Source organism: Helicobacter pullorum NCTC 12824, from assembly GCF_017979475.1.
Taxonomy (GTDB): Bacteria; Campylobacterota; Campylobacteria; order Campylobacterales; family Helicobacteraceae; genus Helicobacter_D; species Helicobacter_D pullorum.
On record NZ_JAERIT010000005.1, the window covers coordinates 1 to 19827 of the forward strand.

Annotated in this window: 23 protein-coding genes and 1 other RNA gene; 18 read left to right on the forward strand and 6 right to left on the reverse strand. The window is 34.0% G+C overall.

The genetic code is table 11. The annotated features are described in order from the left end of the window. Positions 1-217: 217 nt before the first annotated feature. Positions 218-1504: an apolipoprotein N-acyltransferase gene (locus JJQ98_RS04655; RefSeq protein ID WP_151104640.1), complete on the reverse strand. Its 1287-nt coding sequence runs from the start codon at positions 1502-1504 to the stop codon at positions 218-220. Next, positions 1504-2007 (reverse strand): YajQ family cyclic di-GMP-binding protein, encoded by a 504-nt coding sequence (locus JJQ98_RS04660; RefSeq protein WP_151104639.1) that lies wholly within the window; start codon positions 2005-2007, stop codon positions 1504-1506. Before JJQ98_RS04660 ends, JJQ98_RS04655 begins: the two co-directional genes overlap by 1 nt. A gap of 125 nt (positions 2008-2132) precedes the next feature. On the opposite strand from JJQ98_RS04660, the gene JJQ98_RS04665 reads away from it, so the two are divergent. From JJQ98_RS04665 to JJQ98_RS04685, 5 genes are read left to right on the forward strand one after another with little or no spacing between them, the layout of a single operon-like run. Continuing rightward, a complete protein-coding gene (locus JJQ98_RS04665) occupies positions 2133-2714 on the forward strand; it encodes a CvpA family protein (protein WP_054197690.1) in 582 nt (193 codons plus the stop codon). A 10-nt stretch (positions 2715-2724) separates the two neighbouring features. Continuing rightward, positions 2725-4218: a lysine--tRNA ligase gene (gene lysS / locus JJQ98_RS04670; RefSeq protein ID WP_104719122.1), complete on the forward strand. Its 1494-nt coding sequence runs from the start codon at positions 2725-2727 to the stop codon at positions 4216-4218. Between the two features lies 1 nt (position 4219). Continuing rightward, entirely contained in the window at positions 4220-5470 is a 1251-nt protein-coding gene (locus tag JJQ98_RS04675) for a serine hydroxymethyltransferase (RefSeq protein WP_054194873.1), read from the forward strand. 28 nt (positions 5471-5498) lie between these two features. Further along, complete coding sequence (locus JJQ98_RS04680) at positions 5499-6044, forward strand: DUF1882 domain-containing protein (protein ID WP_054194874.1); 546 nt, start codon at positions 5499-5501, stop codon at positions 6042-6044. A gap of 10 nt (positions 6045-6054) precedes the next feature. After that, complete coding sequence (locus JJQ98_RS04685; protein WP_247596693.1) at positions 6055-6789, forward strand: SPOR domain-containing protein; 735 nt, start codon at positions 6055-6057, stop codon at positions 6787-6789. Between the two features lie 16 nt (positions 6790-6805). Here the strand turns inward: JJQ98_RS04685 and JJQ98_RS04690 are convergent, their stop codons facing one another. After that, positions 6806-7642 (reverse strand): HemK/PrmC family methyltransferase, encoded by an 837-nt coding sequence (locus JJQ98_RS04690; protein ID WP_054197693.1) that lies wholly within the window; start codon positions 7640-7642, stop codon positions 6806-6808. Further along, on the reverse strand, positions 7639-8853 hold the full coding sequence (locus JJQ98_RS04695) for a M48 family metallopeptidase (protein WP_151104638.1): 1215 nt from the start codon (positions 8851-8853) through the stop codon (positions 7639-7641). The genes JJQ98_RS04690 and JJQ98_RS04695 overlap by 4 nt, the downstream gene beginning before the upstream one ends. A gap of 131 nt (positions 8854-8984) precedes the next feature. Between JJQ98_RS04695 and JJQ98_RS04700 the strand changes: the two genes are divergently transcribed. After that, positions 8985-10004, forward strand: coding sequence for a rod shape-determining protein (locus JJQ98_RS04700; protein ID WP_060661094.1), 1020 nt, complete (start codon positions 8985-8987; stop codon positions 10002-10004). Further along, the gene (locus JJQ98_RS04705) at positions 10001-10672 is read left to right on the forward strand and encodes a purine nucleoside phosphorylase YfiH/LACC1 family protein (protein WP_065837273.1); all 672 of its coding nucleotides are present in this window, start codon (positions 10001-10003) and stop codon (positions 10670-10672) included. The genes JJQ98_RS04700 and JJQ98_RS04705 overlap by 4 nt, the downstream gene beginning before the upstream one ends. Before the next feature lie 60 nt (positions 10673-10732). Here the strand turns inward: JJQ98_RS04705 and JJQ98_RS04710 are convergent, their stop codons facing one another. After that, complete coding sequence (locus JJQ98_RS04710) at positions 10733-11938, reverse strand: 2,3,4,5-tetrahydropyridine-2,6-carboxylate N-succinyltransferase (RefSeq protein WP_151104637.1); 1206 nt, start codon at positions 11936-11938, stop codon at positions 10733-10735. 121 nt (positions 11939-12059) lie between these two features. On the opposite strand from JJQ98_RS04710, the gene JJQ98_RS04715 reads away from it, so the two are divergent. From JJQ98_RS04715 to JJQ98_RS04740, 6 genes are all read left to right on the forward strand, one after another. Beyond that, a complete protein-coding gene (locus JJQ98_RS04715; RefSeq protein WP_104719116.1) occupies positions 12060-12449 on the forward strand; it encodes a hypothetical protein in 390 nt (129 codons plus the stop codon). A gap of 83 nt (positions 12450-12532) precedes the next feature. Further along, the gene (locus JJQ98_RS04720; RefSeq protein WP_005020892.1) at positions 12533-12775 is read left to right on the forward strand and encodes a TFIIB-type zinc ribbon-containing protein; all 243 of its coding nucleotides are present in this window, start codon (positions 12533-12535) and stop codon (positions 12773-12775) included. Between the two features lie 2 nt (positions 12776-12777). Then, a complete protein-coding gene (kdsB, locus tag JJQ98_RS04725; protein WP_151104636.1) occupies positions 12778-13518 on the forward strand; it encodes a 3-deoxy-manno-octulosonate cytidylyltransferase in 741 nt (246 codons plus the stop codon). Between the two features lie 124 nt (positions 13519-13642). Then, positions 13643-14815: a NifS family cysteine desulfurase gene (locus tag JJQ98_RS04730; RefSeq protein ID WP_054194881.1), complete on the forward strand. Its 1173-nt coding sequence runs from the start codon at positions 13643-13645 to the stop codon at positions 14813-14815. A gap of 10 nt (positions 14816-14825) precedes the next feature. Continuing rightward, the gene (locus JJQ98_RS04735; RefSeq protein WP_005020895.1) at positions 14826-15806 is read left to right on the forward strand and encodes an iron-sulfur cluster assembly scaffold protein NifU; all 981 of its coding nucleotides are present in this window, start codon (positions 14826-14828) and stop codon (positions 15804-15806) included. Between the two features lie 16 nt (positions 15807-15822). Continuing rightward, positions 15823-16416 (forward strand): pyridoxamine 5'-phosphate oxidase family protein, encoded by a 594-nt coding sequence (locus tag JJQ98_RS04740; protein WP_060661099.1) that lies wholly within the window; start codon positions 15823-15825, stop codon positions 16414-16416. Positions 16417-16422: 6 nt separating this feature from the next. Here JJQ98_RS04740 and zupT read toward each other — a convergent pair whose 3' ends face one another. Beyond that, entirely contained in the window at positions 16423-17292 is an 870-nt protein-coding gene (gene zupT, locus JJQ98_RS04745; RefSeq protein WP_151104635.1) for a zinc transporter ZupT, read from the reverse strand. Between the two features lie 335 nt (positions 17293-17627). On the opposite strand from zupT, the gene JJQ98_RS08815 reads away from it, so the two are divergent. The 5 genes from JJQ98_RS08815 to ffs all read left to right on the forward strand — a co-directional run bounded on the left by JJQ98_RS08815 (position 17628) and on the right by ffs (position 19742). Further along, positions 17628-17864: a hypothetical protein gene (locus JJQ98_RS08815; protein WP_247596694.1), complete on the forward strand. Its 237-nt coding sequence runs from the start codon at positions 17628-17630 to the stop codon at positions 17862-17864. A gap of 18 nt (positions 17865-17882) precedes the next feature. Next, complete coding sequence (locus JJQ98_RS08820) at positions 17883-18059, forward strand: Plug domain-containing protein (RefSeq protein ID WP_247596695.1); 177 nt, start codon at positions 17883-17885, stop codon at positions 18057-18059. After that, complete coding sequence (locus JJQ98_RS08945; protein ID WP_345719231.1) at positions 18035-19039, forward strand: TonB-dependent receptor domain-containing protein; 1005 nt, start codon at positions 18035-18037, stop codon at positions 19037-19039. Before JJQ98_RS08820 ends, JJQ98_RS08945 begins: the two co-directional genes overlap by 25 nt. Positions 19040-19048: 9 nt before the next feature. Next, positions 19049-19561 carry a porin family protein gene (locus JJQ98_RS08950; RefSeq protein ID WP_345719232.1) on the forward strand — a complete coding sequence of 171 codons (513 nt, stop codon included), beginning with the start codon at positions 19049-19051 and terminating at the stop codon, positions 19559-19561. An 83-nt stretch (positions 19562-19644) separates the two neighbouring features. Next, an RNA gene (ffs, locus tag JJQ98_RS04755) (signal recognition particle sRNA small type) lies at positions 19645-19742 on the forward strand. Positions 19743-19827: the final 85 nt, after the last annotated feature.

A 19827-nucleotide genomic window follows, 5' to 3' on the forward strand; every position in this document is an offset into this window, starting at 1 on the left:
TTTTTAGAATCTTAAAAGAGATTCAATACTTTTAAATAATTGAATGATATTTCTAAGATTAAATTGAATTGTATTTTTAGGATTCTAAAGTATTAAGATATAGGAGGTGGAGAGAAATAAACAAAAAAATCAAGAAGTGTAGATTTTCTTTAATAGTTTATAAAACTATAAAATTGCGAACGAAATTAATCCAAAGGCAAACGCTTTTGGATTAAATCTAAGGTTGATTTGGCAAAAGCACAAAATCTTTTGAGCCATTGCTAGAATGATAGATAGTTGTGCCATAATTGAATGCAAAATATTGCATAAGAAGTTTTTGCAGAGTGGATTCAATACTAGGATAAAACCAAGCATTATTACTAATGGCAATAAGAAATTTTGGGGAGTTTTGATAATATTCTACTCTTGTGGCTTCATAGCAGATTGCAATTTGAAAAAAATGGTCTTTTAGGATTGTAGAATTTGGCGTTTTGTCTAAGCTACTAGCAAAATCATTCCCACCTTTGAAAAAAACTTCGTTTATCCAATGGGCTATAAAATCAGGCAAAGGGATTTTTTCTCCAAAAGGGACTAGAATGACTTTGTTTAGAATCTCCATTTTGCCTTGCTGGAAGATATAGGCACTATTGTAAAAATTATTTTTATCTTTATTAACCCCTCCGGTTATAATCATAATATCTTGACTTAAGTTTTTTAGCGATTGTATTAAAGAAGGCTGTGTATTAAGAGCCATAGGGAAGGCAGTTTCAGGCAGAATAACCAAATCATAATTTTCTTGTTTGGCTTTTTGTATGAGGTTTAAATTGCTTTGGATTGTGGCATTTAGGTTTGCTAAATCCCAACGCAAATTTTGAGGGATATTCGTGGAGGTTGTTTTGATTTTGAGTGTGGATTTGTGGCTTGTTGGGTAGAGTGTTTGGCTAAAAAGACTAGTTGCAATCAAAGCAAACAATAGCAAGGATATGCCTATTTTGTAGAATCTTTTGTGAAGCAAAAAAGTAAAAATTGCTAAAGTGATAAGAAGCAAAAAAAGAATGCTTTTAGAGGGGAAAAAGTAGCTTTTGGTTAAGATTATTTCAGGGATAAACCAATTAAAACCAAAAGGGTGAATAAAGCTAGCAATAAGCAGGGTTGAGATTTTATAAAGGGGGTTTTGAAAATAACAAAATAAAAAAAATAAAAAACCAAAGATGATGATAAATGTAAGCCAAATTGCAGGCATAAGATAAGTTAAGTCATAAAATCGGAAGCTTAAAGCTACCCAATAAAACCACAAAATCCCGATTAACGCTCCGCAAATAAAAGCACCAAAACGAGAAAGATTGAGGTATAAAAACAATCCTAAAATTGCAAAGAGACTTGAAAAAAGCTTATAGTTAGAATCTCCAAAAAAATATTCCAAATAGATAAAAGCGCTCAAAAGAAAAGCACTTAAGATTCCTATAAGAATTTGCGTGCGTTTATCTTGTGAGAAAACTAGCCCAAAACTTGATAATAAAGGCATTAATTGAAATTTCCAAAGTTGAGAGAAATTTCTAATTCCATTTTTTTAAGATGGGCAATGACTTTTTGAAGCTCATCAATATCTTTTGATTTTACTCGAATCTCATTTCCTTGAATTTGTGTTTGGACTTTGAATTTTTGATTTTTGATTTCTGCGTTGATGGTTTTTGCGTTTTTGTCATCTAGGGTATCATTGAGTTTGTAGGTTATTTTGAGGTTTCCGCCACTTGAATTGTCTTTGGAAGTTTCTTTTAGGACTTTTAAAGAGAGATTGCGTTTGATGAGTTTGGAATCAAAAATATCTTTGATTGTTTTTGCTTTGTTTTCGCTTGTAGCAAGGATTGTGAGTGATTTTTCTTTTTCGTTGAATGCGATTTCTTTGGCTTTGTCATCTTTGAAATCAAAGCGGTTTGCAATTTCTTTTTTTGCCTGCTCTAAAGCATTTTTGAATTCTTGTATATCGACTTTTGCTGAAATGTCAAAACTATGTTCTTTAGCTGCCATTGTATGTATCCTTTTGTAAGTTTTATTGATAATTTTTACAAGATTTTATTTTATCATATCTTTTTTTAGGTTAGTTTTGTGTAAAATAGCAAAATTATTTATTTTATAAGTTGTAAGGTTTTTTAGTGGATAGTTTGAGTTATTTTGATTTGATTATTGGTGCTTTAATTTTGCTAATTGGAATTAAAGGAATAGTAAATGGTTTCATTAGAGAAGTGTTTGGATTGTTTGGAATTGTTGGTGGGGTGTATATCGCTTCGGTTTATTCAACTCAAGCTGGGGAATGGATAAGCCAAAATATCTATACTTTTGAAAATCCTTCTGCAATTGCATTGATTGGATTTTTGGTGTTGTTGATTGTGGTTTGGGTTGCAAGTTTGGTAGTGGCAGAAATACTTCAAAGAGCGGTTAATATGAGTTCGCAAAGCACAATGAATCGTATGCTTGGATTTTGCTTTGGGGCATTAAAAACCTTTATGATTTTTGCCGTGATTTTTTATGCAGTTTCTAACATTCAAATTGCCAAAGGGTTTATGCAAAAACATACGCAAAATAGCGTTTTGTATCCTTTGTTGCTAGATGCTGGAGAAGTGATTATAAAATTAGATGTGCCACAAGAAGAGGTAAAACAAGAGGCGATACCTCAAGAGAAGATACAAGAAACCGCAGAAGATATTGAAAACAAAGTAGATAATAGCTTAAGATAAGGAGTAAAAGTTGTTTGAAGATGATATTTATGTCCAAGGTAGAATCCAAAAAGCAAATTCCTTAAAAGAGCTTGGAATAAATCCTTATGGAAACGGCATTCAAAAAGAAATGGATTGTAAAACTTTTTTGGAAAAGTTTGAATCATTGACAAAGCTAGAAAGCGATGATAGAAAAGATACAAGCATAAATGCTCAAGTGGCTGGACGCATAAAGTTTGTTCGTTTGATGGGGAAGGCTGCGTTTTTGAAAATTGAAGATAATAGTGGAATTTTGCAAATTTATCTTTCCAAAAATGAATTAGGTGAGAATTTTGAAATTTTCAAAAAATACATTGAAGTAGGGGATATCATCGTAGCTAAGGGCTTTCCTTTTGTGACTAAAACAGGGGAATTGAGTTTGCATGCTTTAGAATTCAAATTGCTTACAAAGGCTATTAGTCCATTGCCAGAAAAATATCATGGATTGGTAGATATTGAAATGCGTTATCGCCAAAGATATTTAGATTTGATTATGAATAAAGAAGTCAGGGATACTTTTGTATTGCGTTCTAAAATTGTAAGTTGCGTGAGAAGATTTTTTGAAGAAAATGGATTTTTGGAAGTAGAAACTCCGATGATGCACCCAATCCCCGGTGGTGCAAATGCAAAACCATTTGTAACATTCCATAATGCTCTAAATGTCGAACGATATTTGAGGATTGCCCCAGAATTGTATCTCAAAAGGCTTGTTGTAGGTGGATTTGAGGCTGTATTTGAGATTAATCGAAATTTTAGAAATGAAGGAATGGATCATTCACACAATCCAGAATTTACTATGATAGAGTTTTATTGGGCTTATAAAGATTATAAAGATTTGATTAAAATCACAAAAGCACTCTTTGATTATTTGTTTGCTCAATTAAATCTACCAAAAATTTTAAAATTCAATGAAAAAGAGATTGATTTTAGCGAGTTTAGAGAGATTTCTTATTTGGATTCTTTAGTGGAGATTGGCGGGATTCCACGAGAAGTTGCCACAGATAGAGATAAATTGTATGATTATTTGATTGCAAATAATGTCAAATTAGAATCCAAAATGGAATTAGGAAAACTTCAAAGTGAAGCTTTTGATGCGTTTGTGGAGGATAAGCTAATTAATCCTACTTTTATCACTGATTTTCCTATTGTGATTAGTCCGCTTGCTAGGCGTAATGATGAGAATCCAGAGATTGCAGATAGATTTGAGTTGTTTATTGGTGGAAGCGAAATCGCAAATGGTTTTAGTGAGCTTAATGATCCTTTGGATCAATATGAGAGGTTTAAAGAGCAGGTAATTGCTAAAGAAGCCGGTGATGAGGAAGCACAATATATGGATGAAGATTATATTACAGCTCTTTCTTATGGTATGCCACCAACAGCGGGTGAGGGTATAGGGATAGATAGGCTTGTAATGCTATTAACTGGGCATAATATTATTAAAGATGTGATTTTATTCCCAGCACTTAAACCACAAAAAAAGGATTAAAATGAGTTATTTTTTGGAAAAATCAGATAAAGAAATCTTTGATATCATCGGAGAGGAATTAGAGCGTCAAAACACTCACTTAGAAATGATTGCAAGTGAGAATTTTACATTTCCTAGTGTAATGGAAGCAATGGGGAGTGTTTTGACAAATAAATACGCAGAGGGGTATCCTTATAAAAGATATTATGGTGGTTGCGAGTTTGTCGATAAGATAGAGGAATTGGCGATTAATCGCGCAAAAAAGCTTTTTGGGTGTGAATTTGCTAATGTGCAACCTCACGCAGGTTCTCAAGCAAATGCTGCTGTGTATGCAGCTCTACTTAAGCCTTATGATAAGATTTTGGGAATGGATTTGAGCCATGGAGGGCATCTTACTCATGGGGCAAAAGTAAGCATAACAGGGCAAATGTATCAAAGCTTTTTTTATGGTGTAGAATTAGATGGGTATATCAATTATGATAAAGTTCAAGAAATTGCAAGCATTACAAAGCCAAACTTGATTGTTTGTGGGTTTAGTGCTTATTCTAGGGAATTGGATTTTAAGCGTTTTAGGGAAATAGCAGATAGTGTTGGAGCAATTTTGTTGGCAGATATTGCTCATGTTGCTGGGCTTGTTGTCGCTGGTGAATATCCTAATCCATTCCCTTATGCTGATGTAGTAACAACCACTACACATAAAACCTTAAGAGGTCCTCGTGGCGGAATGATACTGACTAATAATGAAGAATATGCCAAAAAGATTGATAAGGCTGTATTCCCGGGAATGCAGGGTGGTCCTTTGATGCATGTAATTGCGGGGAAAGCAGTCGGCTTTGGTGAGAATCTAAAGCCAGAGTGGAAGCAATATGCCAAACAAGTAAAGGCTAATGCAAAAGTTTTGGCAGATGTTTTGCAAAAGAGAGGCTATAAAATTGTAAGTGGTGGGACTGATAATCACTTGGTATTATTGTCACTACTAGATAAGGACTTTAGCGGAAAAGATGCCGATTTGGCATTGGGAAATGCAGGAATCACAGTCAATAAAAATACAGTTCCGGGTGAAACTCGTAGCCCATTTGTTACAAGCGGAGTTAGGATTGGTTCTCCTGCATTGAGTGCTAGAGGATTTAAAGAAGCTGAATTTGATATTGTAGCAAATAAGATTGCAGATGTTTTAGATGATATACAAAATACTCAAAAGCAAGAGCAAATAAAAGATGAATTAAAGCAGCTTGCGTTAAAATTTCCTGTATATAACAAGGCGATATTTTAAATACAATATGAATGAAAAGAGGTAGAGAATGGTTACAGATATGGATTTAAAACTTATTAAAATGATTACTTCGCATTATTGGATAAAAGAAGCGGGAATTGGTCAAAAAATCCATCATAATGGAAGAATCTTCTATGATAAGTTTAAAAGAGTAGATGAACCACTCACAAGAACAATATTGCAAAGCCATTTTAGAAAAGAAATCACTGTCGCACATTCTTTGATTAATACTCAAGATAAGGTAGAAAATATCGTTTTTGATTATAATGGCTTTAATGCAGAAAGGTTTTGGCATCGCGCACAATTGCTTTTGAGGGAAGAGGGTTTTATTAATTTCACAGCTTATCAGACAAAAACGCCCGGACATTTGCACCTTTATGTGCATAAGGGGCATACAACTTTTCAAGAGGCGTGTCAATTAGCAAAAATGCTTGGAGCAAAGTTAGCACAAAAAATGCCAACAGAATGGAAAATGTTTCCTTCATTGGACATACCTAGAAGTTTTAATATTCTTGTGGTGCCTTATGGGGTTTATAATAAAGAGCGTGGTGCTTCTTGGTCAAAACATATGTAAAGGAGAAAAAATGATAGATACAAATGACAACAAAAAAGAAGAAAAAGGGTTGGAACTTGATGATTTGCTAATTAGCGATATTCAAGAAGAAGATGAAAAGGAAACAAAGAGCAAAAAAACTATTTTGTTGGTGGCAATTGGGATTGTAATTTTTGCAATTATTATTTTGATTGTTTATATGATGCAAAGTGGAAGCAAAAATGAAGTGGATACAAATGCACAAACAAATAAGCCAGTAGAAGAGGCTCAATTGCCAACAATGGCAAAAGAAGAGCAAAATACAGATTTTGGGCAAGTGCCAATTCAATCACAAAATACAAGCAATTCAGATGAGCAATTCCAAAAAATCATTGATCAAATTAAAGCACAACAAAAAGAACAACAAGAGGCATTGCCAAATCCTCCAAAAGAACAAGTGGTATTAGAAACTAATCAAGAAAATAAACAAAATACAATTAAATCATCAGAAACTAAAAATGTTACAACAACAGCAGAAGATTCCAAAAAACAAGAAGTTGGGATAGCAAAAGGCTTTTATATTCAAGTGGGTTCATTTAGTAAATCGCCCAACCAAAAAATACTCCAAACCATTAAAGAGTTAAACTTTAGCCACCAAATGCAAAAGGCTGGAGGTGCAACTCGTTTGTTGATAGGACCTTTTGCAACCAAAGAAGAAGCACAAAAAAACCTTCCTGTGATTAAAGATAAAATCAATAAGGACGCTTTTATCAAAGAGATTAAGTAGGCTTAGGCTTACTTAATTAAAACTCTACAATAAAACCTCTATCTAAATTTGCCAAATCTTTGTAAAATTCTATTTTTTTGTGTGGAATTTTGTGTATAAAATTTTCTATACTTTGTCTTTGATTATAGCCCATTTCACAAATGAGATGAGGAATTTTTGCATTATAAGCAAGCAAGATAATTTGGTGGAGAATCTCATCTCCTACTTCTCCGCCAAATAATGCTTTTGGTGGTTCATAAGAAAGAGAATGTGGAAGAATTTCATCATTTTTGATATAAGGCGGATTGGAGATTAATAAATCAAATGAGAGTTTGTTTTGTGTATTGAAATCCAAAAAGGCACTTTTATAAAGCTTAAGATTAGAAATTTTAAATTTTTTTAAATTGACATAAGCATTGAATAAAGATTCTGGTGAAATATCGCTAGCATAGAATTTCAAAGGATAATCTTGCAATAAAAGCGATAGCATAATGCTAATAATCCCACTGCCAATTCCTATTTCTGCAATATTTTTGCAAGAGTGCTGCAAAATAATCTCTTTTGCTTTATCGATTAGAATCTCTGTTTCTGGGCGTGGGATTAAAGTGCCATGGGAAATATAAAATTCTTCCCCATAAAAACTCACTTTTTCTGTGAGATATTCAATGGGTTCGTGTTGTTCTCGACGACAAATAAAATCAAGATAGCGAATTTCTTCAAAGTGTGAGAGAGCTTGTGTTTCATGGATATGGAGATAGATTCTTGGTTGATTTAAAACAAAAGAAAGCAAAATTTCAGATTCTAAGCGTGGTCGTAGTATTTGGCGAGATTGAAGTCTTTTTGTGCCAAAATCTAAGGCTTCTTTGAGATTCAACAAGCGTCCTTAAAAGCTAATTTTTCACAATCTAATGCAATAAGACGCGCCATAAGCGGTGGGTGAGTATAATAAAAACGCATATAAAGTGGGTGTGAAAGTGGAAAAGAATTATTTTCTTTGACTAGCAATAAAAGAGCTTTTGCTAAGGCTTCTTTGCTCGTGAGATTTGCCCCAAACTCATCAGCATTGTATTCGTTTTTGCGACTAAAAAATCCGATAATGGGGGTAAAGTAAAATCCAATAGGTGCGCTTAAAAGAAGCAAAAATACAACAATGCTGTGTGGAGATTGTGTCAAGTTTGCTTGTGCAAAGAGGGATTGTGGAAAGTTTGCAATGATATTTAATAAAATAAAAACAAACAACAAAACTAACCCCATCATTTTATAAATATCAAGGTTTTTGAAATGCCCTAATTCATGCCCCAAAACAGCAAGAATCGAATCTTGTGGGATTTTTTCTAAAAGTGTATCAAATAAAACAACGCGTTTTGTTTTGCCAAGTCCTCCAAAATAAGCATTCAATCTCCCATCTCTGCGAGAGGCATCCATCACAAAAATACCATTAGAATTAAAACCAACTTGGTTTAAAAGATTTTGTATAGAAGTTTTTAGATTTTCATCTTGTAAGGGAGTGAATTTATTAAAAATAGGCGCAATAAGAGTTGGATATAAAAGATTGATAGCGACAATTAAGATTACACTAACAATAAAGGCATAAAATTCCCAGTATTGTATATTAGAAATAATCCATATAAAAATAAAAATCAAGATTCCGCCAACTATCAATAAAAGCAAGAAAGATTTAATGTTATCAAGAATAAAAAGCTTGATTCCGCCCTTTGCAAAACCAAATTGTTTGTCAATAACTAGCGTTTTATAAGCCTCAAAAGGAAGTGAAAAGAGGCTTTGTATCAATAAAAATAGAAGGACAAAAACCACACTGCCTAAGAGTGAATGAGTATTGATAAAAGATTCCAAAAAATGCAATCCAAATGCAATCCAAATCCCTACTAGTATAAAATCGACTAAAGATTGTAAAAGGGAGATTTTTTCTTTGATGATTGAATAATTTGCCGCTTTGATAAATGATTGTGAATCTAAAATATAAGGTTTTTGGTATAATTGAGATTTTAAGAAACGCAGCTCTATGATACTAAGAAAAATTTTTGGTAGGGTAAAAAATATCCCATAACAAATAGCAAAAATCATTAACCTGTCCTCTATGAAATTATTGTTTTTGCGATTATATCAAATATTGATAAAATTTTTAATTTTAAAGGGATATTGCAGTGAATATTGTTATAATTTAATAATAAAGAATAGAATTTGGTGGGAGATATATGGCTTTTTTTGGACGCAATGATATTGCAATTGATTTAGGAACGGTTAATACAATTGTAAGAAATAATGTAGAAGAGATTATATTTTGTGAGGCGACTTGTATTGCATTGGAGGATACAAGAAATTTCAAAAGAGTTGTTTGCATTGGAGAGCAAGCTAAGAAAATGTTGGGGAGAGCCCCACAAAATTTTGAGATAGTCAATCCGCTTTTAAATGGTGCAATTAGCGATTTTGAGACTACTAAGATTTTTATTGGTGCATTAATTAATCTAGGTCAAACGCGTAATTTAGCACCTAGGGTTGGAATTAGTATCCCACGGAATCTTACACAAGTAGAGAGACATTCTTTGCATGAGGCAGCAATGCTTGCTGGTGCAAAAGAGGTGTTTTTGATTGAGGATCCTTTTAGTGCAAGTGTTGGAGCAGGGTTGGATATTAGCACTTCTAGGGCAAAGATGATTATTGATGCAGGGGGCGGGTTAGTTGAAGTGAGTGTTATTTCTCTTGGCGGACTTGTTACAAGTGCTTTTACTAAAGAAGCTGGAGATTTTATTGATTATGCGTTGGTGGAATATTGCAGACACAATAAAAACATTAGTATTAGCAAAGAAATGGCAGAAAACATTAAGCGACAAATCAATGTTTTTGGGGATAATCCTATTATCAATATCGGTGCTAAATCCTTGGCAACAGGAATGCCTATCGCGTTTGAATTGAATTTGAATGATTTAAAAGAAGTGCTTTTATCTGGAATGTATAAAATTAAAAAAACAATTTTGGAAGCTATCCAAAAATCTCCAGCTCAAATTGCTCCAGATTTGATAGATGATGGGGCGATTCTCACGGGCGGAATGGCTCTAATAACAGGAATGAAAGAGTTTTTGGAAGAAGAGTTGAAAATGAAAATTAATCTTTCACCTAATCCTTTGTTAGATATTTCTAAAGGTGCTTGCATCATCATGCAAAATTATGAAGCTTATGATAGAGTAGAAGATAGGTGGGGAGGGGACCATAATTGACGCTACCTAAAGGGCTAAAGATTTGGTTTAGTAAAATGGGTGATAATGTTGCCTATCATGCTGGAGATTCTACCAAAAGAGAGGTTGAAGCAAACCATAAGAGACTTTTGGAATCTCAGGGGTTTTGTTTGGAGCAATTAGTATTCTTAAATCAAGTGCATGGTAAAGAGATTTTAAAAGCAAATCATTTTGGATTGCTGGGGGAAGGAGATGGGATTTTAATTGATAAAAAAGGTATTGTTGGATTGATTATGGTTGCAGATTGCAATCCTATTGTAATTTTTGATTTGCAAAATAAAATATTAGTGATGTTGCATGCCGGTAGGCTTGGGGTAGAAAAAGGCATTGTTTTTGAGGCTTGTAAAGTTTTGCAAGAACAATATGGAAGTCATTTTCAGAATCTTTTTGCTTATGTGGGTCCATCAATTCGCAAATGTTGTTATGAAGTGCAAGAAGAAGTAATCAGTAAGCCACTAATGGAAGGAAAGATTCTCCAAAATGGCAAAATTTATTTGGATTTGGTTGCAGTTTTAAAAAGGCAATTTAATGAAATGGGGATTAATCATTATGAGATTAGCCCTATTTGCACTTGCTGTGATAAAAGGTATTTTTCTTATCGAAGAGATAAAAAATGCGGTAGATTTGGAATGTTTGCAAGTTTAGAATAAATTAGCTTTGAAGTAGAATTGATAAGCCAATTCTGCTGCTAAAGAGCAGAATTGTAAAGCTTAGTGTAGGGCAGAATTGAGTTCGATTTTTCTGTTGGAGCGGAAAGCAATCATTACGCCGGTTTTAGAATCGCATCGGAAATGGATACCATTTTTGCCTGAAAGCTCTTTGCCTTTGTAAAGTCCGTCTTCTTTGATTTCAAAAGTTGGATTAATTTCTTTAATCTTTTGGGCTTCTTGAGGTGTGATTTTAAAAACTGTTCCTGCCAAAATCGCAATACCTCCATCAACAATACAACCATCGCCCAAACTAATACCTGTGGAGCTATTAACACCAAGTAAGCAGTTTTTGCCAATGCTAATAGGTTCAGAGTTGCCACCGCTTAAAACACCTAAAATACTCGCACCACCACCTACATCGCTACCTTCTCCAACAATCACACTAGATGAGATTCTACCTTCATTCATACAAGCGCCCATTGCCCCAGCATTGAAATTCACATAGCTAGCCCCGGGCATTTGAGTGTAACCACCTGTGCCAAGATATGCACCAAAGCGAGTTTTGGCTGTATCAAGTAAGCGGATATTATCATATTGTGGAATAACTTGCATAAGATAGCGTGGGAATTTATCTACAAAGTCAATGGCAGGGAATTCCCCTCGCATTTTAAGAGCGATTTCATTTTCTCTTAGCCAATCAAGTTCAAAAGGCACATTGCCACTCCAAGCAACATTTGTAAGCAATCCAAAGATTCCATCTAAATAAAGACTTCTTAAAGGGGCTTTGCCAAGTGAAAGAGCCAAAAGCTTCATATAAGCGGATTCTACGCTTTTGCATTGTGTATCTTCATAAATAGCACAAAAGCGATAGCGGAAGTCACCATTTTCTGTATAGATTCTATCCTCTTGCAAGGCTCTTTGTAATTCCAAAACCACAGCAACATTTTTGTGTGCATTAGGATTGCTTTGAGTTTCTGCTAAGTAAGGAGAGAAAGCCTCTAGTGCTTTGATGACAAATTCCTCTGTAATTCCAAAAACCAATTCGCTCTCGCATTCTTCTAAGATTTCACATTCTTCCCTTAGTTCCCAAAAAATTGCATAACTTCCAAAGTTTTCTTTCCAGTTTAATACAGGATAAGTTGCTTGCAAGACTTTATTACTCATAATTCCTACATCAGCATAACAGATTCCAAAACCAATAGGGGCTTTATAGCCGCTTTTTGCTTGAATTTCACTTACTTTTTGTTTGAAATGATTTGTATCCATATAATATTCCTTAGAAATGATTTTTGATATTATAACGATAAAAGTTTATCAATTCCATAAAATTGAAGTAAATGGAAGCTATAATTAGCAAATTTTTATTCTTAAATAAGTGGGATAATCAATGCAGAAAGATATTTTGATTTTAATTTTACTTTGTGCGGCAATAGGAGTTTTATTTGTAGGTTTGTGGATTGCATTTTTGATGAGTAAAACTAAGGCGAATATCAAGAATGAAAAATTCCCTAGTGCAGAGGAATTGTTGGCTAAAATGTCAAAAAAGGAAAATAGCTTGCAAGATTTGATGGAATGTGTGAAGTTTGCCAAAATACATTATAATCTTTATATGGGAGAGGTGGAAGATTTTGATATGAAATTTTTGCTTATATTAGCAACGCATAAGGCAACTGATGCAAAATTGATTTTGGATGTAGAATCTTATTTTAAGCTTGCAAATCCAAAAAGAAAGGAAAAATTAGAGAAAATTTTGGGTGTTGGTATGGCAAGGAGATGATTTAAGATAAATAAAATTTGAGTTTAATTAAGCTATTTTAAGTATAATGATTGTTTTAAAATATTTAAAATTAAGGAATCAATATGCAATGTCCGGTTTGTAATGTAGATTTGGTAATGAGTGAAAGAAGTGGAGTAGAGATTGATTATTGTCCAAAATGTCGTGGTGTTTGGCTTGATAGGGGAGAGCTAGATAAAATCATTGAACGCTCTCAAAGCACTTCGCATTCTCAAGCAAGATATGAAGAACCAAGATACAAAGAAAGCCGCCATTATGAAAAGCCCAGAAAGCGTGAGAGCTTTTTGGGGGAATTGTTTGATTTTTAGTTATGATTATAATTCCAGCAAGATTAAAATCTACGCGGTTTCCTAATAAGATTCTTGCTCTTATTAAAGGGATTCCTATGGTTGTTAGAGTGGCACAAATTGCAAAAGAAGTGGATAATGTAGTAATTGCTTGTGATGATGAAAATGTGCAAAAAGTGTGCAAAGACTTTGGCTTTGAAGGGGTTTTGACTAATAAAGAGCATAATAGCGGCACAGATAGAATCGCAGAGTGTGCAAGGATTTTGGGTGTAGATGATAATGAAATTGTGATTAATTTGCAAGGTGATGAGCCTTTTATTGAACAAGAAGTTATTCAAACGCTTAAGGATTTTATGGAATCTAAAACAAAAGAGTTGGGCGAAATTCCATTTATGGGAAGTTGTGCGAAGGTGATTTCCAAAGAAGAAGCAAAAGATCCAAATTTGGTAAAAGTGATATTCAATAAGAATGATGAAGCTATTTATTTTTCACGCTCTCTTATTCCTTATGATAGGGAAAATATTATGGATACTCACAAAGAGTGGCATTATTTTGGGCATTTGGGGATTTATGCCTTTAGTGGTAAGAGCTTGCAAGAGTTTTGTAAGCTTCCAAAATCCCCTTTAGAAGAAATTGAAAAATTAGAGCAATTAAGAGCAATCGAAAATAATAAGAAAATTGTAATGGCAAAAGTTTCTAGTAAATCTTTTGGGATTGATACCAAAGAGGATTTACAAAGAGCATTAGAAATATTTTGCAGATAAAATTGACCATATCTATTTAAATTCAAAATTCTTTAAGCTTTTTTGGAGTAAAAGCTAAATTCATTTTAGTTTTTTAAAAAATGAAAAAGTTTATATTTAAAGTGTATTTTGAAAGGATAATAATATGGAAAAGTCTAGCAAAAGAGTCTATTTAGACAATAATGCAACGACTATGTTGGACCCGCGAGCAAAGGAACTTATGGAGCCTTATTTTTGTGAAAAATATGGGAATCCAAATTCTTTGCATACTTTTGGAACAGAAACACACAAGGCAATAAGAGAAGCTTTTAATCATCTTTATGAAGGAATTAATGCAAGAGATGAAGATGATATTATTATCACTTCTTGTGCGACAGAATCTAATAATTGGGTGCTAAAGGGAGTGTATTTTGATGTTTTGCGGTTTGGCGAGAAAAATCACATTATCACTACTGATGTGGAGCATCCAGCGGTTTTGGCAACCTGTAGATTTTTGGAGACACTTGGAGTAGAAGTTACCTATCTTTCTATTGGTGAAAATGGGACACTTAAAGCTAAGCAAGTAGAAGAGGCTATCACAGATAAAACGGCACTTGTTAGCATAATGTGGGCAAATAATGAAACAGGGATTATTTTCCCTATTGATGAGATTGGGGAAATCTGCAAAAGAAGAGGTGTTTTATTCCACACAGATGCGGTGCAGGCTATTGGTAAGATTCCTGTTGATGTACAAAAGGCTAATGTAGATTTTCTAAGCTTTAGTGGGCATAAATTCCATGGACCTAAAGGAATTGGTGGGCTTTATATCAAAAAAGGTGTAAAGCTAACCCCGCTTTTTCATGGTGGAGAACATATGGGTGGCAGACGCAGTGGGACGCTCAATGTGCCTTATATTGTAGCAATGGGTGAGGCAATGCGTCAAGCGTGTTTGCATTTGGATTTTGAGCGTAATAATGTTAGGCGATTGCGTGATAAGCTAGAAGATGCGTTGCTGGAGATTCCTGATGTATTTGTAGTTGGGGATAGGGCATTACGAGTGCCTAATACAATTTTGGTAAGTATTCGAGGTGTAGAGGGCGAGGCGATGCTTTGGGATTTAAACAAAAATGGTATTGCTTGTTCGACTGGTAGTGCTTGTGCGAGTGAGGATTTGGAGGCTAATCCTGTAATGAGTGCAATTGGTGCAGATAAAGAATTGGCACACACCGCAGTTAGAATCTCTTTGAGTAGATTTACAACGCAAGAGGAAATTGATTATGCAATCACAATTTTTAAAAAATCAATTGAGCGTTTAAGAGCAATTTCAAGTAGTTATTAAAGGATATAAGATGGCAAAAAATGAATTATTGGGTGGAGCATTGTGGGATGCGTATTCTAAAAAAGTCAGTGAGAGAATGGACAATCCAACACATTTAGGAGTGATTACGCAAAAAGAAGCCGATGAACGAGGGTTGAAATTGATTGTTGCAGACTATGGTGCAGAGGCTTGTGGCGATGCTGTAAGGTTGTATTGGCTTGTAGATAGCAATGATGTGATTGTTGATGCAAAATTTAAGAGCTTTGGCTGTGGGACTGCTATTGCAAGTAGTGATATGATGGTGGAATTGTGTTTGGGCAAAAAAGTGCAAGAGGCGGTGAAAATTACTAATATTGATGTAGAAAAGGCATTGCGTGATGATCCTGATACGCCAGCGGTTCCGGGGCAAAAAATGCACTGCTCGGTAATGGCTTATGATGTGATTAAAAAGGCAGCTGCATTGTATCTTGGGAAGAATCCAGAGGATTTTGAAGATGAGATTATAGTATGCGAGTGTGCTAGGGTGAGCCTTGGGACATTAAAAGAAGTTATTAAGCTAAATGATTTAAAAAGTGTAGAAGAGATAACTGAATACACCAAAGCAGGCGCATTTTGTAAAAGCTGCATTAAGCCCGGAGGACATGAAGAGAGAGAATATTATTTGGTGGATATTTTGCGTGATGTTCGAGCAGAAATGGAAGAAGAATCGCTAAAAAACAAGGCGGATTTGGAATCTAAAGGGGATTTGAAGTTTGCCGATATGACTTTGGTGCAAAAGATTAAAGCAATTGAGAGTTTGATTGATGAGAAGATTCGTCCTATGCTTATGATGGATGGCGGAAATATGGAGATTATTGAGCTTAAAAATTCAAGCGATGGGCATACTGATGTGTATATCCGCTATCTTGGTGCTTGCAGTGGTTGTGCAAGTGGTGCGACAGGGACACTTTTTGCTATTGAATCTGTTTTGCAAGAGGGGCTTGATTCGAGTATTAGAGTATTTCCAGTGTAAGGGGATAATAAAATTAATGCGACGCAGTGAATTTGAATGCAATGATTCTAAGATTATAGAATCAATGTTGCAAAAAATCGAATTTGGTGTGATGATTATCCCAGATGTTGAACCTTATGGGGTTCCTATTAGTTTTTGTTATTGCGGTGATGAAATTTATTTTCATGGAGCAAAGAGTGGTAGAAAATACCATTTGCTAAAAGAGAATCCAAAAGTCTCTTTTAGTGCTACAAAAATTTATTCTTATATTCCTTCTTATTTTTTAAATAACACAATGATTCCTACGCAATTTTTCTTTTCTGTTTATCTAAGTGGCACTTTTGAAACAATTACGGATTATCAAAGAAAAAAGTGCATTTTAAAGTCGTTAGTGCAAAAGTATGAATCTCATAATGATTCATTGGATATGGATTTGGGTCAATTTAAAGGGCAAGAAAGGGGTGTATTTGTTGGAGCAATAAAGGTAGAAAGTCAAAGCATAAAAGCAAAATTTGGGCAAAACTTAAAACAGGAAGTTAGAGAACAAATAATCAGAGATTTGACTAATAGAGGCACTTTATTAGATCAAGAAACTATTGAAATGATGCGCTATTTTAGCCCCCAACCTTGAGGTTTGTTAGTGATTTAAAATTAATAGGCTAAAGGCTATGACTACCATTCCTAGAATTAATCCATATAAGCTATCGTGTGCTTCTCCATAGTTTTTTGAAGCAGGAAGTAATTCATCTAGCGAGATAAATACCATAATTCCAGCTACAAAGGCAAAAGTAATTGCTAAAGTTAAATCTCCCATAAAAGGTAATAGAAATAATGCGCCAATGATTGCTCCTAAGGGTTCTGCAAGTCCAGAAATAGCAGAGTAATAGAAAGCTTTCTTTTTGTTGCCTGTGGCGTGATAAATAGGTAGGGAAACCGCCATACCTTCAGGAATGTTGTGAATGGCAATGGCAAGTGCGATGATAATACCAAATGAAAGATTATCTAAGCTTGAAGCAAAGACTGCAAAGCCTTCTGGAAAATTATGTATTCCAATGGCAATGGCTGTTAAAATCCCCATGTGTTTAAGTTTTAAAGTTTCTCTTTGTGAGATTCCAGGGTGATAGCTTGGTTTTTGTTTGCCACTAGGAATGGGGCAAATTTTTAACTCTAATAACTCATCATTATCTTTAGGATTGTGTGGATTAAGTTCTTTTGGGATTAGTTTATCGATAAGTAGGCTGATTAATAAGCCTCCAAAAAAACATAATAAACCTATTATTTCGCCAAAATCTTTAGAATAGGTTTTGAAATCTAGCAATGAAGAGGGTAGAATCTCTACAAAAGAAATATAAATCATAACTCCCGCAGAAAAACCCAGCCCAAAAGATAAAAATCGAGTATTATTTGCATATGAAAAGAAAGCAATTAAAGCTCCAATTGCACTTGAGGCACCTGCAAAAAATGTTAGCATGATAGCATAAAAAACCTGCCAAGATAAAATTTCCATAATTAATTCCTTTAATAAAAACCAAATTGTAGCACTTTTTGTATTAATAATATAAAGAGAACAATATTAACAATATAATTGTATTTTTTTTAATGATTTAAAAGTAAATAGTTTATTTTTCTTTGTGATATATAAAATATTACAATATGTAATTATAAAATCAATAATGCAAACCAAATTATAAGAATCTAATTTAAGTGCAAGTTTTATTTAAAGCATCGTGTTATAATCCTGTTAGTTGGCTTATTTTAATTGAGGCTGTGAGTGAGATATTGATATAAGTAAGCCATTAGATTCTTTTTAAAATAAGATAATAATTTTTAAGGAGATATTTCATGAAACACAAAGCTTTTGCATTCTTATCTCTCTTAACTCTGCTTTATTCTCAAGGCAATCAAGTTACAATACAATATGCTAATTCTCCCCTAGCAAATCCTACGCAAATTGATTACACTGATATTTTAGGCAAAGATTCGCTTTTAAATAATAGCGATATTGCAAAGAGTTTGCAGCAGATTCCTGGGTTTTCAGTCGCTAAAAAAGGTGGTGGTGGAACCGAGGCATTTTTTTGATCGCTTGGTGGAGGTAGATTGCCAATTGTCGTAAATGGAGGGACTTTATTAGGAGGTTGTGGTGGTAGAATAGATACGACTTTAACCTATATTTTTCCACAAAATTATAATTCTATTACCATTATAAAAGGTCCTCAAGATGTAAGATATGGATCTTTGATTACTGGGGAATGCTTTTTGATAGAGAGATTCTAATACTTCAAAAACCAAGTTTTAGCGGTGGGGTGGATGCGCTTTATGGAAGTTTTGGAAGGGTTGATGCTAATGCGCATTTAGTAGGCGGAAATGAACTAGGTAGCTTACAGGCTATTTATTCAAACTATAGAAGTGATGATTGTGAAAGTGGCAGGGGAGATAGGGTGCATTCTGCATACAAGAGACAATCTGGGATTTTTGTTGGCGCTTTAACTCCTAGTCCTGATTTAAAGCTAGAACTTAGTTTTGATATTGGCAGGGGAGAAGCTGCTTATGCAGATAGGACAATGGATGCGAGAACTTTTGATAGGGAGTCTTATCAAGCACATTTGATTAAATTTTTCAATGACGATAAGTTAGATTTTCACATTTATCATCACGAAATTGACCATATTATGGATAATTTTAGCCTAACTAATGGTGTTCCAAAAACAGGGAATAAATATCAAATTAGCAATCCCAATAGAACAAATACGGGCGGGAGATTGGAATATCAAAAAAAGTTTGATCTCTCTAAGATTTACTTTGGTGGAAATTATAATTTAGATAAGCATAAGACTAGATCTATTGCTAATCAAAATAGTGCACAAGAAGCAGAAATGATTCTAAATAGCCCTTATGCCCCTAATTATACTTTTAAAAGTTATGGGATTTTTTCGCAAATAGAAACCTTTACTTCATCTAATATGGGATATTTTGCGGGTATAAGGGGTGATAGGGTGGATATGATGGCTCACAAGCTAGATACTTCTAATACAAAATATGCCTTGAGTGGCTTTGGAAGAGCTGAAAAATATTTGGGCGATTACACGCTTTATGCAGGTTTGGGTTATGCACAAAGGATTCCTGATTTCTGGGAAGTTTCTAAGGGAAATGGCTTGAATCTAAAAAAAGAAAAAAACACGCAATTAGATTTGGGGGCAACTTATCACAAAGAGAATCTTAGCTTTAGCGTGTCTAGCTATGTTTCTTGTATTTAAGATTATATTATGTTAAATTACAATACAGCTACCACTACAGGCTTTAACACTGATGCGTTATTATTGGGTGGAGAAGCAGAGATTTCTTATGAATTTTTGCCTAATACATTTGCATTAGCTCAAATGAGCTATACCTATGGACAAGACACAAAAGAAAATAGACCACTAGCACAAATTGCACCCTTGCAAACACTTTTTGCATTAAAATATGATGACAGTAAATATTTTATCAAAGGTGAAATCATTGCACATGCAAAACAAACTAGAAGTTTAGAAGGCTATGGTAATGTAGTGGGTCAAGATTTTGGTGATTCAAGTGGATTTGGCATTATAAACTTTTATGTGGGTTACACTTATAATAATCTCAAACTTTTTGCAGGAGTTGAAAATCTCACGGATAAACTCTATAGCTATCACCTCTCTAAAAATAGCATTGATTTGAGTGTGGCGGATAATCCTGTTAGCTCTAGAATATATGAAATGGGAAGAAACTTTTGGGTAAGAGTCAAAATAGACTTTTAAGATTCATGAAAATGGTAAATTTTTATTTAGTGGAATTTAAATTTGCTTTTTTAAGAAAAAATAAATATAATTTCAATCGCCCTTTTTGAGACTTGTGCAATGGGTTTTTTGAATAATGCTTCAGGGTGGGAACACAGCAGAGCCTTCAAAAAATTTATGTGCCGCAAGTATCTTAAGAAGGGTTTTTAAAACTTCAAAAATTTTTACTTCTTTAACCCTTTTATTAATATTCTTTTTTTATAATACTGAAATTTTTTATTGTGGAG

Coding starts and splice junctions, on each gene's coding strand:
- JJQ98_RS04655 (WP_151104640.1), bottom strand. CDS start 1,504: ATGCCTTTATTATCAAGTTTTGGGCTAGTTTTCTCACAAGATAAACGC.
- JJQ98_RS04660 (WP_151104639.1), bottom strand. CDS start 2,007: ATGGCAGCTAAAGAACATAGTTTTGACATTTCAGCAAAAGTCGATATA.
- JJQ98_RS04675 (WP_054194873.1), top strand. CDS start 4,220: ATGAGTTATTTTTTGGAAAAATCAGATAAAGAAATCTTTGATATCATC.
- JJQ98_RS04680 (WP_054194874.1), top strand. CDS start 5,499: ATGGTTACAGATATGGATTTAAAACTTATTAAAATGATTACTTCGCAT.
- JJQ98_RS04685 (WP_247596693.1), top strand. CDS start 6,055: ATGATAGATACAAATGACAACAAAAAAGAAGAAAAAGGGTTGGAACTT.
- JJQ98_RS04695 (WP_151104638.1), bottom strand. CDS start 8,853: ATGATTTTTGCTATTTGTTATGGGATATTTTTTACCCTACCAAAAATT.
- JJQ98_RS04700 (WP_060661094.1), top strand. CDS start 8,985: ATGGCTTTTTTTGGACGCAATGATATTGCAATTGATTTAGGAACGGTT.
- JJQ98_RS04710 (WP_151104637.1), bottom strand. CDS start 11,938: ATGGATACAAATCATTTCAAACAAAAAGTAAGTGAAATTCAAGCAAAA.
- JJQ98_RS04715 (WP_104719116.1), top strand. CDS start 12,060: ATGCAGAAAGATATTTTGATTTTAATTTTACTTTGTGCGGCAATAGGA.
- JJQ98_RS04720 (WP_005020892.1), top strand. CDS start 12,533: ATGCAATGTCCGGTTTGTAATGTAGATTTGGTAATGAGTGAAAGAAGT.
- kdsB (WP_151104636.1), top strand. CDS start 12,778: ATGATTATAATTCCAGCAAGATTAAAATCTACGCGGTTTCCTAATAAG.
- JJQ98_RS04730 (WP_054194881.1), top strand. CDS start 13,643: ATGGAAAAGTCTAGCAAAAGAGTCTATTTAGACAATAATGCAACGACT.
- JJQ98_RS04735 (WP_005020895.1), top strand. CDS start 14,826: ATGGCAAAAAATGAATTATTGGGTGGAGCATTGTGGGATGCGTATTCT.
- JJQ98_RS04740 (WP_060661099.1), top strand. CDS start 15,823: ATGCGACGCAGTGAATTTGAATGCAATGATTCTAAGATTATAGAATCA.
- zupT (WP_151104635.1), bottom strand. CDS start 17,292: ATGGAAATTTTATCTTGGCAGGTTTTTTATGCTATCATGCTAACATTT.
- JJQ98_RS08815 (WP_247596694.1), top strand. CDS start 17,628: ATGAAACACAAAGCTTTTGCATTCTTATCTCTCTTAACTCTGCTTTAT.
- JJQ98_RS08945 (WP_345719231.1), top strand. CDS start 18,035: ATGCTTTTTGATAGAGAGATTCTAATACTTCAAAAACCAAGTTTTAGC.
- JJQ98_RS08950 (WP_345719232.1), top strand. CDS start 19,049: ATGTTAAATTACAATACAGCTACCACTACAGGCTTTAACACTGATGCG.